Raw genomic sequence first — 15,352 nt, 5'->3', positions numbered from 1 at the left:
GATTGGCTTAAGTTGTCACAGAATCGGCTGAAATAAACACGAATTCGGCTCAAGTTGTCACAAAATCGGCTCAAGTTCACAAATTTCCGGCTCAAATGTTCACAATTAGCAAGTCTTAGGGTTCAATATATACAACAAACGGTGTGCTCCCTCCAGAGCACACCGTTTCCCCCTTATAATCCAGCCAATAAGACTATATCACCGGTAATAGCATTCACGCCATATGGGCAATCAAGCTTCCCGCACATAATATAGCTTTTTTGCTCCTGATCATATACATACACAGGTTCTGCTTCTACATATTCGCGAAGTTTTTCAAATGCTTCCTCCTGTGACACAGCAGGTTCAACCGCATCTTTAAAATGCTTGAACATATCAAGCAGCATATCATTATCAACATAATGAACCGCATGATAATTCTCCCGATCAATCATCAGTTTTATTTTGCGATCAAAGGCACGGTTTGTAAACTTCGTTGGTTTTAGTTCCGCGAAAATATAACCATTATCCAGATATAATCCGGTTAATTTCCATTCACCGCTTTCGTCTGGAAATTCAAGCTGTAAGAACCGTAACACCTCTTGCTCACATGTCGCTGCTTCTGTATTTGTAATCGGTATTGTGTCCGGATGTTGCTCATTCTCCAGTGCCTGGTCGAGCGTAACTTCAATCGATAAATCAATATCTTGTTGTGTGAATTCTCCCTCGATTGACTTCACCCATTTCAGGATCATGTCTTTGTGTATATAGGAAATTAGGCCCTTATCAAATGGAATTGTTCTTTCCCCATTATTTACTAGATAAATCTCTTCCATCCCGTAGATTGGCAGCCACTTTTCCTGATCCTTATCAGGAACTTCTATCAATTTACATTGCTCGCTTGCTATGGGTTCATACTTATCGGGGGTCAGTCCAAACGGTTCCCATTGTATTTGGTCCTCATCTGGAAAATCACCATCAATTGTAAATAGGGATAGCTGCCCCTCGTCATTAAACCCAATTTCAATGGTCCCAGTTGGTGCCACGGGGATATTGTCTACAGCTGCACCGAAGCTTAACATGTCATCTTCCTCGTGAACAATCAAAAACTGTCTGCCAAACGTTAAATCTGTCACTTCTTCAATCCATTCAATCGCACTCTCTTTTTCTGGAGTTGGATACAAGTTGCTATCAGCATATGAAACATCCTCCACAAAAATAATGCGCTTTAACGCTTTTGTGTGGAAATTAATATCAATTACCGCTGTCCCGGACGGGTTATAATCCTCATCAGATTGGGTTAGCTCTTTCGGAAACCATTCCATATTCAAAATATATGCTGTTTCATTTAAGTTATTTATCTCGCGAAAAAAATGATGTCTTTTCAGATAGTAATCATTTAGTCCAAGTTTTTCACGGGTATAGTCAATTAGATTCTGAAGCTGTTCATTCATTGTAAAACCTCTCTTTTTTCAAATTATGTCCATTATAACATTTCAATTAGTTCTTTCTATCCATATTAATTTAAACTGTATATGTTAGCCTAAATAACAGCATTATAAGTAAAAACAACATAGAAAAAAAGGAGTGTAACATATGGGTATTGAACATAATCCTACTTTGCTTTGGTTTGTGGGAGCCTATGGACTTATCATGATTATAATGGGTATTTACTATTCACGAAAAATATCCAATAGTGAGGACTTCATTTTAGCAGGAAAAGGGTTAGGAACGATAGTCTTAACAGGTACATTGCTTGCTACGTGGACAGGCAGTGGAAGTATTTCTGGCGGAGAAACATCAATGGCATTCACCTATGGGATTATCCCTGCACTAATGATGATGATTCCTACTCTTGTGGGTATTGGAATACTTTATTTAATTGCACCAAAAATTCGTGAATTCGGTAAGTATACCGTATCGGGGATTTTAGAAGAAAAATACGGTTCAACTGCCAGAATGATTGCAAGTATCATTATTATTCTTGCCTTCGTTGGAATCGTTTCGTACCAAATGACAGGTCTTGGATTTATTTTAAACTTAACAACTGGAATGTCAGTAGAAGTGGGTACCATTATTGGAGCAGTTCTCATCGTGTTTCTGGCATCAATCGGTGGCCTCCGTTCAGTCGCACCAACCGATGCATTAAGTGCATTTTTGGCAATCGCAGCATTGTTTATTACACTGCCAACGATTTATGTGATAGCAGGTGGCTGGGAAGGCGTAACGAATAATGTTCCGGCTGAACACTTAACTGCAACAGGTGAATTAAACAACATCCAACTACTCGGGTTCTTGTTACCGTCCTTATTTCTACTGTTAGGTGACCAGAATATGTACCAGCGTCTGGCATCATCGACAGGTGGTAAATCAGCAAAAAGAGCCCAAATTGGCTGGCTGATTGGAATGCTGCTTATTTCTCCAGCAATTTCGTTTATTGCTTTTGCATCAAGTTCCATGTTCCCAAATATCGATCCTGGGATGGCATTAATGGCTACAACCACTGTTATGCCGACAGTAATTGGCGGAATCCTGCTGGCTGCTGCAACAGCATTTATTGTAACCACAGGTAATTCTTATCTTTTGTCAGCAGCGACAAATGTGACATATGACATCGTCGGAAAATATATCAAAAAAGAAGCCTCGGACAAGCAATTATTAGGAATGACAAAATTTTTCATCATCCTGCTTGGTGTGGTGTCGTATATTTTGATCAGATTCTTCCCAACAGTCCTCGAAGTACAAATGTACGCATACACAGTTTACGGAGCAGGTCTTACCCCAGCATTACTCGCCGTTTTCTTCTGGAAGCGGGTAAATATGGCGGGTGGTATATCCTCGATGGTTGCTGGTGTCGTAACGACGTTAACCTGGGAAATTCTGCTTGGAAAGCCGTTTGAACTAAATAGTGTTATCGTAGCGCTTCCGGTAGCTGTAATCGTACTGATTGTCGTCACACTGATGACTTCCGATGACCGAAATAAATAAAGATCTATTCACCCTATAATCGAATCTCAATCCAATTAGGTGTCATAAATATATAAATAATTTATGGCACTTTTTCGGTTAGAGGTTCGATTATATAGTGACAACAATATTTTTATAATTGCTCCTTTACATTTACGTAACGTTAACGTTTATAGTAGTAATAGAAAGGGGTTAAAACACATGCAAATTAAAGAAGTTGCAAAACAGTTAAACACAACACCAAGAGCAATTCGATTTTATGAGCAAAAGGGACTGATTTCACCAAAGAAGGACAAAGAAAATCATTACAGAATCTTTTCTGAAAAAGATCTTCTGCACCTAAGTACGATTCTTGCCTTACGGGAAATTGGCATGCGTATTGAAAGTATAAAAGGAATTCTGGATGAACCTAATATGAGTATGAAAGATTATTTGAACGTTCAGCGCTCAGCTCTCTTTGAAAAATGGATTGAAATGAAGGATATGATCAATACTATTGATAAAATGGTAGAACAGACAGCAGATGATAACTACCAGGAACAAGATATCTTCATTCTTTCCCAGCACTTGAAAAACATGAAAAACCTGCGGAAAAACTGGGAGGACAAATGGAATTTTGATAAGCAGGCTGCAGGATATGATCAGAATATCAAAATGGCTGGCTATCGATTTAATGTTCATCAGCATTATGATAAGGCATTATCCAGAATTGCGGATACAATCAAGCTACAGCCAAATGATGTATGTGTGGATATTGGAGTCGGCACGGGTAACTTAGGATCGAGATTTCTTGAAAAGCGTGTAAATGTAATCGGTGTTGACCAATCAGAAGAAATGCTTAACGTTTGCAGCAAAAAACACCCGACAATTGAAACTCGGAAAGGACACTTTTTGGCGCTCCCGTTATTGGATAACCATGCTGACGCAATTGTATCAAGCTATGCATTGCACCATATCCCAGATAATGAAAAGTTGCTTGCATTAGAAGAAATGTCCCGTGTCCTGAAAGAATATGGGCAGATTTGTATTGTGGATTTGATGTTTAAGGATGAACAGCACCGAAAAGAAGTGATAGAAAGCTTCCGTACACAGGGTAATACCGAAGCAATCGAAGCAATAGAGGATGAATTTTATGCTAATCAAGCAAAGCTGGTAGAATGGCTGAATACTAACAATTACCACGTGGAGACATATCAGTTTAACGATATTTTGAGTATGATTTATGGGAAGAAAAGGTAGTGGAAAATTACACTTATGCTATCAATTGTTAAAAAAAGCGAGGCTGGGATATAACTAAAAATCTCTACTTTTAAGACGAATAATAACAGGATAGGTTGTTTAGAACGTTCATTATCAATTGCTGAATCTAAAACGTAATTGATATAAACTGCGAACTAACAGCTGGAGTAATCTTTATAAACTCTCGTCCCGCCGTACGGGATTGCTCCGGGCCGATGCGCACCTTAGGGCAACGCTTCAGCTTCCTCGGAAGCCAAAACCGCTTCCAGCGGGATCTTAAGCTGTGGCTTTGCCCGCAGGAGTCACCGCCCTTTGCTCGCCCAGACTAGTGTAGTGCTGTTACAGATTTATTCTATAGCAATTCCTACTCGAGTCAACAGCGATTTCCGAAGCGGTGTCATAGCACTCAGCTTTTTCTAGGTTACGTCGCATTTTTTATCTAGTCTGCAACATCAGAAAACTAGGCATTCACCAAACCTTTTGGTGAATGCCATAGTTGCACTCACTTTAACTAAAACACTTTTGTCCCAGCCACGCCTCCACTTTACTCATCAAAGTAATTCTTTAAACCTTCTACAATACCTGCTGCTACATTATTATGATAATCCGCTGTCCGAGCTGTATCTAAATCATAAGGGTTGGTGATGAATCCCAGTTCAATTAACACAGACAAATCATTATTCTCCCGCAGCACATGATATCCTTTTTGCATAATACCTCGATTTTTTAATGGAACTCTTTGTGCAATGGCAGATTGAATTTCACTTGCCAGAACACGATTATCCCCACCGGAATGAAAATAAGTGCTCACACCATTTATCGCCAGTGATGGATATGCATTATAGTGAAGACTGATAAAGGCATGTGTATTATAAGCATTACTGATCCTCACGCGTTCTTCAAGTGGGATAAAATAATCGTCTTTCCGAGTCAGGATAACGGTCGCTCCAGCATCACGTAACTGCTCTGCAACGTTATCAGCAGTATCCATGATGATACCTTTTTCAAACGTTCCGCCAATCCCAATAGCACCAGGATCTTTACCGCCATGACCAGGGTCAAGGACGATGTTGTATCCTGCTAAAGAGCCGCTGGATTGCTTTGTTGCATGATTGTCATTTTCGCTAGTTTTGGCTGGATGATTGCTCCTATTGGTATCCGTAAGCCATGAAGCAATCCATGCGACAGATCCATCGTTGAGCATAATCTTATTCCACTTATTTTCTGTTTTAATCATGGGGTATGTATCTCCAGAAGAAGCATATCCTAGTATCTCATGTTGTGTACCTGGACCTGTTCTGAGCCTCACCTCGTCAGCAGTAACTGTAATTTCCTTTTGGTTAACAGAAGTAACCCCATTAGCGGCAAACAAATAATCCGACGCCACCCATGCTTCTTGTCCGTTGTAATATGTTTGTACCCAACCAAAAGCTTTGTCGAAAACAACTACTCGGTCACCATCATCAAGCTGACCGATTACTTCAGCACTGTGGGCTGGAGCGGATCTGACATTCAGTGAATCAGTGCCAACCTCATATGTTTGGCCGGTACCGGCATGAACGGAGGGGATAAATACAAAGAATAATAGCAGAAAACTACCAGAAATCGTGAGAAATCGCTTTTGTTTCATGAAATCCTCCTTAAACGTAGTCGTTATTTTATTTCCTTTATTAAAAATAATAAACATTTTTTCTGCAAAATCAATCAAAAGAACTAGCAAAAAATGAAGGATTTATTTGGGAAATAGAGAATTAATTAATAGAGTAGAAAGGAGAATCATGATGAACCGAATCAATCTATTAACACTTGGTGTCGCAAATATAAGTGAATCGCTAAAGTTCTACCGTGATGGACTGGGCTTTCAGACTTCAGTAACGGACGATAATCCTGGGATTGCTTTTTTCGATAATAACGGGACAAAGCTGGCATTATACCCGCTGGAAGAATTAAAGAAGGATATAAATGCTGAACAGCCTCCTGTAAAACAAGGGTTCTCTGGGATCACCCTTGCTTATAACGCAAAATCAACTGAGGAAGTTGATGACGTTATAAAAAAGGCTGAACAAGCTGGAGGTACTGTAGTTAAATATCCTGTGCGTGTTTTTTGGGGAGGGTATAGTGGTTATTTCTCGGATCCAGATGGCTATATGTGGGAAGTTGCCTATGGCGAAGATTGGAAATTCGATGAGAATGATATGTTAATTATTGATTAGATAATGGGGTGTTGGGAGCGTTATGAATACAAATATATATTTAGTTCGTCACGCCCACTCGACTTATACGCCTGATGAGCGAAAACGGCCTTTATCTCAGAAAGGATGTATTGCAGCTGAAAAGGTTACGGAATTGCTCCAATCTGAAAACATTGATGTAGTGGTATCTAGCCCTTATATGCGTGCGATTCAGACGGTTGAAGGAATAGCAGAATACATAGAACAGGAAGTTATTATAGAGGAAGGGCTCAAGGAGCGGAAGTTAGCTGGAAAGCCTGTTAATGATTTTGATGATGCTATAACGAAAGTTTGGCAAGATTATAATTTTGCGTGGACCGGGGGAGAGTCAAATTACCATGCTCAACAAAGAGGCTTAAAGGCGATTAAGCATTTGTTGGAACAGTATAAAGGGGGAAAAATTGCCGTTGGAACACATGGCAATATTATGGCGATAATCATGAACTATTTTGATAATAAATATGATTTTTATTTTTGGAAAGAGCTAAGTATGCCGGATATCTATAAATTAACGTTCGATGAAAAAGCTTTGGTGGAAGTGAAAAGAGTATGGGAGGATTAAGGTAGATTAAAAAACGTAGCATTAGGCAGGAGATTAATAGGAGAAAGTTGTATGCAGCAATTACCATCATCTTAATTGTTATATTAGGTGTTGTTTCTTTCAATCAATATGAAACAAACAAAGATATGGAGAGTGAGCTGTATCGTAAGGAGTTATTAATTTTTCAAAATCATATAACAGGGACTGTGAGAGCTATAGAAAAGAGAGACAGTACCCTTATGGAGAATGTTTTGTTACAGATATCTACCTTGGAAACGTTTCACTCTACATCTTCTGATTTAAACGCTAACAGGCTTCTCTCAAATTATGAACAGGGCGTTCGTAATTTACTAAATAGTGATGCCGATTCATATAATAAAGTTAAAGGTACTCTGAATGAGATTTTCAATTCGCTAATTATATACAGTGATAAGGAAATGAACCAGGAATTATTCTACCGTATGACTAATGAACTGATGCCATTGGTGGAACAATTCCGGGAAGAAACTGAAAAATTTATTAAATAACTATCAAAAAGAGATTGAGCCGTACTTGGGGAGCATGAATAAGGGAGGACTTCTGTGGAGTTTATTATTAGCGTTTTGCTCGGTATCGGCCTGATCTATTTTGTTATGTTATCTTTTTATCTGTTCGTAATTTTTCGCAGTAAGAAGAAATAGCTTTTTGTTAATTAAACATAGAGGGGAGTCAATCATTATGAATCTATTAAAAAGCCAGTACGACTTAATTAAATATACCAGAGAGCAGCTCTTTAGCTTATGTGAACAGTTGGATCATGATGATTATGTAAAGGAAATTGAAGGGTTTGGCTGGGGGTCTGTACGAAATCTCCATGCCCATGTAGCTGAATGCTATCAGTCCTGGCTGGGTAAGTTCGGACTAAAGAAAAATATAACACCAGTGAACCCTGAAAATGTACGTAACGTTAAATATATGAGAGAAGTCTTTAATGAAATAGATACCCTAGTCTGCAGTTTTATAGATGAATACGAAGGTAAGTATGAATATAAACTGACAGGACGAGTTCCTTGGCAGGAAGATCACGAGGAACTCTCTGTATTATGGCTTTTCACACATACAACCACCCACGAGTTTCATCATAAAGGCCAAATTGTATCAATGGCTAGGCAGTTAGGATATATTCCATCTGATACGGATCTTTTAACCCCAACAGATATGAAAAATCTATTAAATAGGAGTGACACAAATGTATGAACTGAAAACAAAGGAAAATGACAATAGTGTGATAGAGTTCATCGAAAGCGTTGACAGCATTAAAAAGCGTGATGATGCATATAAGTTGCTGGATATATTTACGGAAACGACAGGCTATCCCGCGAAGATGTGGGGGCCGAGTATTATTGGCTTTGATTCCTATCATTATAAATACGCATCAGGCCACGAAGGCGATGCACCGCTTGTTGGTTTCTCACCACGTAAGGCGAAAATCAGTTTGTATTTTGCAACAGGTGACACGGAACGAGAGGAATTCCTTAAAGATTTAGGAAAGCATACAACAGGAAAAGCGTGTGTGTATATCAATAAAGTAGCTGATATTGATGTTAATGTGTTAAAAGCACTCATCAACCGTTCAATAGCATTTTTAAGAGAAATGTATCCAAATGAGAAGGGTGAATAACTTGCAATGCCGATTTGTCAAAACTGTGAGAACGAATGGACGTGGATTCAATCAATTATGGCTTTTAGGATGAAATGTCCTCATTGTGGTGAAAAACAATATGAGACAACCAAGTCAAAACAGAGAAGGTCATGGTTAGATTTCTTGCCGTTAGCTGTGTTCCAATTACTGTGTTACTTGACTTTAGTATGTGGCCGACATTGGTGATCATAATAGCGGTAATAATTGCTTCGTTGTTTCTAAACCCATTTATGTTAAAGCTGTCCAATGAACAGGAACCATTTTGGTGAAATGGGGAGCTTTAAAATTATGTACGTGTAAGTAAGGCGCATTTCTTTGCATAAAGAAATGCGTTTTTTAGGCAGGTATTTTATCGAATGAGTAGAAATTGTCAATAAGACTTTTTCATAAAGGACAAACCAATATTAATAAGTATAAACATAAGCTGATTAAATATCTATCAACTAAACTGTCCGGATAATGTGTGGTTGCAGCAGCAGGGTTAGAAAAGTCGGTGAAGCTAATCAAAAAGAGGGGGAATGTGGAGGGGCGCGATATATTAATGATTACACCGGTTTCTTCTATTGCCAGGGAATATTTTATGGAAAAATAATTCATTCATAAGTAAGTGACTGGAGGTATTTGTAATGCTGCAGCGCATTGTTTATTTTTTTAAAGAAAATAGCTGGGAAACTGTTTGCTTCACTCAAAATCTGGAGGAGTACGGAAGAGTTAAAGGTAATCTTAATGACGCAGGAATAATCACGAAAACAAAATCAGCCACACCAATGAATGGGAATTTAGGAAGTGTAAACTTTTCATCAACCTATGATATTAAGGTTAAACAGAAGTATCTGCATAAAGCACAGGAAGCTATTCATAAGAGCCGATATTAGAAGTATTTGAGCGGGGAGCATTTAAATAATCAACAAAAATGGCGCATACCTTCCATAAAGGATGCGTCTTTTTGCAGGACTTTTAATGATTAAAATAGAAGTTATCAAAAGGGAGGAGCGGTAATTGTTCAATGGCACGAAAAAGCGGAGGAGTTTAGGTATCTTAGTTGGATGACTCCCGGAATGTAATATCGATAACTTTTTCTGTTTCGGAATTAAATTCTATGTTAATGAAGACGCCGAACTCTTTGTCATTTTCCTTTAACCACAACTTGAATTTTTCAATTGTGGAGCTATCTTTCGTTTCACTTCCTATGTGAAGGTAATCGATGATATCAGCATTAGGGTATTTTGCTTGTGTCTCCTTCATAGCCATTCTTCCCCATTTAGCATAAGAAGGGATATCTTTTTCCGCAACTGCAATTTGTTGAACCGGAAATGCTTCTAGGTTGGTTGAGAATAGTAATAGAAATACACTGAGTAAAATGAGTAATAATCGCATGTACAAGCCTCCAATCTAACGTTTATTGTGTCATTACGACTGATTTTTATACGAAACATGAAGGGGGATAAACGATCTATGATGGAAAAAATAGATTTTGGAGTAAAACTGCTACTAGTTAGCGCAATCATATATGGATCAGCACTGATTGCATCTGCAATTTATGCTGCCGAATTTCATAATTTTAGCATGGCATTAAAAGAAATTGGCACAATCCCCCTTACAATAGCTTGTGTTACAGCGCTGGCAGGTATATATGTTATTATTTACGCAATAAAAAAATCATAAGGTAACGTTTCAGAGAAGGAGAGTCGTGCATGAACAAGACACTCACAGTCTATCTTATAAGCGCAATTGTTACTGTTGTGTTTTTTATAGGTATTGAATTTATGAACAATAAGGATGAGACTATGGAGATTGATCCTTCTTTTCAATCTGATGGAAAGATAGAACAGCTGTCATCAAAAGATAAAACCCGTATAAATGAACAGAAGGAAATGGAAGAGAAACTTCAAAATGAGTATGCGGCGGGAACCTATTCCTTTGATGATCCTCTTATTAAGGTTAATCCTTATGGAGTAACCCCATTAACAGCGTTGACTATGTTTGAAACAGATGAGCCAGTACAAATTACTGTAACAGTTGAGGGGAAAGATGAAAACGGGGATGTTCAGCATATATATGATCAGTTTAAAAAAGAACATTCCGTATCTGTTCTTGGCTTATATCCGGATTATGAAAATACGGTGACCATCGAAGCGACTGCTGAATCTGGTGAAACGATAAGCAGTACCGTGACAATCCAAACAAAGCCATTACCAGATGATTTCTTAACAACCAATGTTGTTGAGTCCGATCCAGAAAAAATGGAAAATGGAATGACATTTATTGTTCCAAGCTCACGGTATGTATATGCAGTCGATCATAATGCAGAGGTGAGATGGTACTCAACCTTATGGAATTCACATGTTTTTGAACGGCTTGAGAACGGAAATCTGTTATACATTACCAAGGAAGAGGGACAGGAAAAATACAATGAAATGCTGGAAATGGACATGCTTGGGAAAGTTTATAATTCCTATATAATCCAGCTTGGCAATTATGAAGATACAAACTTGGTCCACCACGGTGCGATAGAGTTACCTAATGGAAATTTTCTGGCGACGGTTCATGATACAGAATCGGAATATATTGAAGATGAAATGATTGAGATTGACCGGGAAACAGGGGAAACAGTACGTGAGTTTAGTTATCGGGATGTATTTCCGGAATCCATCTACCAGGACTATGAAGGTCCAAGCTCTGACGAGGGGGATTGGCTTCACCAAAATGCAGTCTGGTATGATGAGAAGGACGATTCGATTCTAATTTCCAGCCGTCATCAGGATCTTATAATGAAGCAGTCATACCCACAAGGTGACATACAATGGATTCTTGCTGCTGATGAAAAATGGCCAGACTCGTATGAGAAATATTTATTGACTCCAAAGGGAGAGGACTTCAAGTTTCCTGGTGGGCCACATGCGATGATGACAATGCCTGATCAGGATAATAACAAACAGACAGAGGACATTCTCTTGTTTGACAATAATATTGTGATCACAAGAGGTGAAGATCCACTTAGTGAAGATTTCAGCCGCATGGTACAGTATCGTATCAATCCAGAAAAAATGACGGTTGAAGAGGTCTGGGCATTTGGTGAAGAACGTGGGGAGGCATTATATTCACGCATTGTAGGAGACGCAAACTATCACTATGATACAGGAAATCGAATGCTCACATCAGGATATATTGAGGTAGAGGATGGCATGAATAGCAGAGTAATCGAGGTAAACAATGAGCAGCCTGCAGATGTAATCTATGAAATTGTTATATCAGATTTTGAAAAGGAAAGCCATCGCCAAGCCTATCGGGCCTTCCGATTACCATTACATCCAGAGGAAAAATAAAAAGGGACAGGGGGACAGGTTCCTTGTCCCAAATTACGTTTTACCTGGGACAAGGAACCTGTCCCTCCATCCCTCTAGCTGCCAAATTGCGTAAATAGTCCGCTTGGGTCGCTAATTACAGGCCCAATAAATACATATGGTAAAAACGGCATCATCATAACCATACCCTGAAAGTTATTATTATAAGTTCACATCTCCGTCATAACTTTGCGTCTAAAATGTGAAACACTGAACAAGCCAACCACAATTAAAAAAATCCATGTTATTATATAAGTGTAGTAAAGAGATTCACTCAAGTTAACTTGTGAAATACTGAGCAAACCAAAAAACATTAAGGAGATGGATATCATGTTTGTAAATTTCATTCGCAATAATAAAGTAGTTGCTGGCGTATTGGCATTTCTTAGAATATATATTGGGTACCAATGGCTGACTGGAGGATATGGAAAAATAACAGGAGGCAGTTTTGATGCAAGTGGTTTTATGCAGGGAGCAATAGCTGGTGCAGGTGGGGAACATCCAGCAGTTCAAGGCTGGTGGGCAAATTTCCTTGAAACATTCGCATTGCCAAACGCTGAATTATTCAGCTTCATGGTTATGTGGGGCGAGTTCTTAGTTGGATTAGCGCTAATCTTAGGTATTTTTACAAACTTCGCAGCTCTAATGGCGATCACAATGAACTTTGCATTCTTATTTAGTGGTACAGTTAGCACAAATGCTCAAATGGTATTAATTACAGTGTTCATCCTGGTAGCTGGATATAACGCAGGTCGATTTGGATTAGACCGCTGGGTTGTACCATTCCTGAAAGCACATTATCCTAATCAAAAACATAAAAATGAGACAGTGACTGCCTAAGTATTAAAAATATAGTGCATTGAAAAAAATACACACGTTAAACAAGCGTGTGTATTTTTTTTTGCTAATTCCAATACAGATCGGTGGCAATGTGAATCCTCGTTCGGCTAAATGCAGGAAAAGGAGTTCCAAGAGGTATGAAGAGGATCCTGATTCCGCTAAATGAACAAGATCAATGGAATATGCGCCTTCACAAGCGAAATAACGGAATGAGGATCCTAAACTAAATCTAAATGATGGATTTGTTGAAAATAACGGAACATAGTTCACCAAGTTCTTTTTCCACGTCTTTTGCATCAACTTCAGATGCGTTACCCATCATGCCATCAAAAATTCCCATAAGATAAACCTCCTATATATATTCCGTTTATTATAACAAATTTTACTACACTTTCATTAAATGTTTAAGTTTTCCAGTTTTGTGCAGAATAAGGTTTGAGAAAAGAACTTCACCAAAACAGAAAGGAGCTTGCTAAACATGAAGAGGTGGGTTGTTTTAGTAGCTGCTTTGATACTTTTTATGGTATTGGGCGGTTGTGCTGATAATGATGATGAAATGGAGAATACCCAGCACCATGGAAGCAAAACGAGTGTAGAAACGCTAGGTAGCCTAAGTGAAGAAACGACAAAGGTTGATGTAACAATGTATAATAGTGACATGGAAGAAATCGGTATGGCAACAATCAGACAGGTGCATGATGGAACTAACATTACGCTTGATGCCTCGAACTTGCCGCCAGGTACTCACGGATTTCATATTCATGAAAAAGGAGTATGTGAGGCGCCTGATTTTAAATCGGCTGGTGGTCACTTCAATCCTACCGATGCGAAACATGGGTTTGACCATCCAAAGGGTCCACATGCAGGAGATTTGCCGAACATAGTAGTAGAAGAAGATGGAACAGTACGAGCAGCAGGTGTAAATGATATGGTAACACTGATAAAAGGTAAAAAGAATTCCCTGCTTGGAAATGATGGAACTGCATTAATGATCCATGCGAAACCAGATGATTATAAGTCACAGCCATCAGGTGATGCAGGTGATCGGATAGCGTGTGGTGTAATTGGCGAATAGATCATAACCCGGGATAATGCCCGGGTTTTTCACATGGTTTATTAATATTATAGAAAAAAACATCTCATTGGCTTCTATCTGTTAAACAGGGTGTTAGTAAACGATATAGAAGGTGTTTTTTTGGCTGAGATTATTCTATTTTCAATAATTGTTCTGATTGCCTCAATCTTGCAAACAAGCACCGGTTTTGGCTTTTCAATAATGGCAACACCTTTTTTACTTCTATTATTTGACCCACGTGAGGCGATTCAGATTAATTTGGTTCTGTCACTAATAATCTCCATTTCGCTCATTATGAAAATAAAAAAGGATATCGATATGGAAATACTTAAACGATTCATAATCGGTAGCCTAGTTCGATAAGCGTTGCTGCAAGTAGGATTCCTTGGCGTAAACCTTGATAACCTGTGACATGAGTAAGTACTGCAAGAGCTAATAAAATAGCTGATATCGCGGTAATATGGTTTTTGTATTTGTTAATAATTTTAATCATTTTTATCCTCTCTTTTCTTGGGTGTTCTTTTAAACAAGATTGAAATACAAACGTTGATATTGTCTTTTCGAACTGATCCTCATGGCCTTTGGTTGGATCAAGTTCCCACCGAGTGGTGTACATGCTAAGACTGTCTTCATCATTGCCTACCTCTTCTGCAACTGTTTATCTTGTTTTCTTTATACTTTTATTATAGAACTCTTTACTCCTAAATAAATTGATCGCCGTCAAGCTTTGAAAACTTTTATTGAATCTAAGCATTCATAAAGAAGTCCTGTTGAATGCAAAATCCTAAAATATACTACCAGAAAAATTAAATATTTATTCGATGCCACTTTTTGCTGCTGAGGTTCGATAGTAGTGGTGAAAGGAGGGGATCGAGATGGCCGTATCGCAAATAGTTACAACACGGTTGACGTTAACGCTGGATGATGGCAACGATATTTTAACAGGCAAAATCATCTATAAAACCAAAAGTTTTAATAACGTTAAACCAGCTGCAACTGCTGATCAGTTGTATGCAATTGCTACAGCTTTTGCAGGACTTCAGGAACGCCCGCTTTATAATATTGAACGTAATGACAGCTCAGAAATCAGTCAGGCATAATTTTAAAAAATAATGGGGAGGAGGAAACAAAATGAAGAAGCTTGAACTTAAATTTTTAAATGAGGATGGTAAAACTGTGACATATTCATTGGACAACCCAGTTGAGCCCGTTGATTCAGCTGCTGTCACAAGTGCAATGGACGAAATTATCACACAAGACGCATTCTCATCATCAGGCGGCAATCTGGTTTCAAAAAAGAGTGCGCGTATTGTAGAACGTAATGTCGTTGAAGTTGACTTAGCATAATAGCTAAGGGTAATCCTTATTAACTGTTCAAAAGACCAGTGGCAAAGAGCCCTGGTCTTTTCTAACAGATAACTACTTTCTCACTGCATAAGTGCAACTAAGGCAATT

18 protein-coding genes and 1 pseudogene are annotated in these 15,352 nt (G+C 38.5%); 15 read left to right on the top strand and 4 right to left on the bottom strand.

From position 1 onward, the window contains the following. Positions 1–173 precede the first annotated feature (173 nt). Positions 174–1,433: a hypothetical protein gene (locus ACTWQM_RS04340; protein WP_443256927.1), complete on the bottom strand. Its 1,260-nt coding sequence runs from the start codon at positions 1,431–1,433 to the stop codon at positions 174–176. Positions 1,434–1,575: 142 nt separating this feature from the next. Here ACTWQM_RS04340 and ACTWQM_RS04335 point away from each other — a divergent pair, with 142 nt between their 5' ends. Together ACTWQM_RS04335 and ACTWQM_RS04330 are read left to right on the top strand one after the other, a co-directional pair. Continuing rightward, a complete protein-coding gene (locus tag ACTWQM_RS04335) occupies positions 1,576–2,967 on the top strand; it encodes a sodium:solute symporter family protein (RefSeq protein ID WP_443256926.1) in 1,392 nt (463 codons plus the stop codon). Positions 2,968–3,147: 180 nt separating this feature from the next. Then, the gene (locus ACTWQM_RS04330; RefSeq protein WP_443256925.1) at positions 3,148–4,185 is read left to right on the top strand and encodes a methyltransferase domain-containing protein; all 1,038 of its coding nucleotides are present in this window, start codon (positions 3,148–3,150) and stop codon (positions 4,183–4,185) included. Between the two features lie 544 nt (positions 4,186–4,729). Here the strand turns inward: ACTWQM_RS04330 and ACTWQM_RS04325 are convergent. Beyond that, a complete protein-coding gene (locus ACTWQM_RS04325) occupies positions 4,730–5,815 on the bottom strand; it encodes an N-acetylmuramoyl-L-alanine amidase (protein WP_443256924.1) in 1,086 nt (361 codons plus the stop codon). 151 nt (positions 5,816–5,966) lie between these two features. On the opposite strand from ACTWQM_RS04325, the gene ACTWQM_RS04320 reads away from it, so the two are divergent. The 6 genes from ACTWQM_RS04320 (at position 5,967) to ACTWQM_RS04295 (ending at position 9,513) form a co-directional block, all read left to right on the top strand. Then, positions 5,967–6,398, top strand: a complete 432-nt coding sequence (locus ACTWQM_RS04320; RefSeq protein ID WP_443256923.1) for a VOC family protein — start codon at positions 5,967–5,969, stop codon at positions 6,396–6,398. Positions 6,399–6,420: 22 nt separating this feature from the next. Next, the gene (locus ACTWQM_RS04315; RefSeq protein ID WP_443256922.1) at positions 6,421–6,978 is read left to right on the top strand and encodes a histidine phosphatase family protein; all 558 of its coding nucleotides are present in this window, start codon (positions 6,421–6,423) and stop codon (positions 6,976–6,978) included. Between the two features lie 47 nt (positions 6,979–7,025). Further along, a complete protein-coding gene (locus ACTWQM_RS04310) occupies positions 7,026–7,484 on the top strand; it encodes a hypothetical protein (protein ID WP_443256921.1) in 459 nt (152 codons plus the stop codon). A 190-nt stretch (positions 7,485–7,674) separates the two neighbouring features. Next, positions 7,675–8,193: a DinB family protein gene (locus tag ACTWQM_RS04305; RefSeq protein WP_443256920.1), complete on the top strand. Its 519-nt coding sequence runs from the start codon at positions 7,675–7,677 to the stop codon at positions 8,191–8,193. Beyond that, positions 8,186–8,617: a DUF1801 domain-containing protein gene (locus ACTWQM_RS04300; protein ID WP_443256919.1), complete on the top strand. Its 432-nt coding sequence runs from the start codon at positions 8,186–8,188 to the stop codon at positions 8,615–8,617. Before ACTWQM_RS04305 ends, ACTWQM_RS04300 begins: the two co-directional genes overlap by 8 nt. Positions 8,618–9,264: 647 nt before the next feature. Continuing rightward, the gene (locus ACTWQM_RS04295; protein WP_443256918.1) at positions 9,265–9,513 is read left to right on the top strand and encodes a hypothetical protein; all 249 of its coding nucleotides are present in this window, start codon (positions 9,265–9,267) and stop codon (positions 9,511–9,513) included. A gap of 163 nt (positions 9,514–9,676) precedes the next feature. On the opposite strand, the gene ACTWQM_RS04290 is transcribed toward ACTWQM_RS04295, so the two are convergent. Then, positions 9,677–10,015, bottom strand: a complete 339-nt coding sequence (locus ACTWQM_RS04290) for a DUF3889 domain-containing protein (RefSeq protein ID WP_443256917.1) — start codon at positions 10,013–10,015, stop codon at positions 9,677–9,679. Positions 10,016–10,093: 78 nt separating this feature from the next. Between ACTWQM_RS04290 and ACTWQM_RS04285 the strand changes: the two genes are divergently transcribed. The 5 genes and pseudogenes from ACTWQM_RS04285 to ACTWQM_RS04265 form a co-directional block, all read left to right on the top strand. Further along, on the top strand, positions 10,094–10,303 hold the full coding sequence (locus tag ACTWQM_RS04285; RefSeq protein ID WP_443256916.1) for a hypothetical protein: 210 nt from the start codon (positions 10,094–10,096) through the stop codon (positions 10,301–10,303). A 29-nt stretch (positions 10,304–10,332) separates the two neighbouring features. After that, entirely contained in the window at positions 10,333–11,964 is a 1,632-nt protein-coding gene (locus ACTWQM_RS04280; RefSeq protein ID WP_443256915.1) for an aryl-sulfate sulfotransferase, read from the top strand. Between the two features lie 348 nt (positions 11,965–12,312). Next, positions 12,313–12,822: a DoxX family protein gene (locus ACTWQM_RS04275; RefSeq protein WP_443256914.1), complete on the top strand. Its 510-nt coding sequence runs from the start codon at positions 12,313–12,315 to the stop codon at positions 12,820–12,822. 478 nt (positions 12,823–13,300) lie between these two features. Further along, positions 13,301–13,897: a superoxide dismutase family protein gene (locus ACTWQM_RS04270; protein ID WP_443256913.1), complete on the top strand. Its 597-nt coding sequence runs from the start codon at positions 13,301–13,303 to the stop codon at positions 13,895–13,897. Between the two features lie 120 nt (positions 13,898–14,017). Then, a pseudogene (locus ACTWQM_RS04265) lies at positions 14,018–14,248 on the top strand (TSUP family transporter); the annotation flags it as partial. On the opposite strand, the gene ACTWQM_RS04260 reads toward ACTWQM_RS04265, so the two are convergent. Further along, entirely contained in the window at positions 14,235–14,513 is a 279-nt protein-coding gene (locus tag ACTWQM_RS04260; RefSeq protein WP_443256912.1) for a hypothetical protein, read from the bottom strand. The pseudogene ACTWQM_RS04265 and the gene ACTWQM_RS04260 overlap by 14 nt on opposite strands. A gap of 259 nt (positions 14,514–14,772) precedes the next feature. Between ACTWQM_RS04260 and ACTWQM_RS04255 the strand changes: the two genes are divergently transcribed. Both ACTWQM_RS04255 and ACTWQM_RS04250 read left to right on the top strand, forming a co-directional pair. Next, positions 14,773–14,997, top strand: coding sequence for a DUF1659 domain-containing protein (locus tag ACTWQM_RS04255; protein WP_443256911.1), 225 nt, complete (start codon positions 14,773–14,775; stop codon positions 14,995–14,997). A 31-nt stretch (positions 14,998–15,028) separates the two neighbouring features. Next, positions 15,029–15,244, top strand: a complete 216-nt coding sequence (locus ACTWQM_RS04250; protein ID WP_443256910.1) for a DUF2922 domain-containing protein — start codon at positions 15,029–15,031, stop codon at positions 15,242–15,244. The last annotated feature ends 108 nt before the right edge of the window (positions 15,245–15,352 follow it).

It is taken from the genome of Virgibacillus sp. L01 (assembly GCF_052246775.1).
GTDB lineage: Bacteria > Bacillota > Bacilli > Bacillales > Amphibacillaceae > Lentibacillus.
This window is presented reverse-complemented; position numbering and strand designations above follow the sequence as displayed.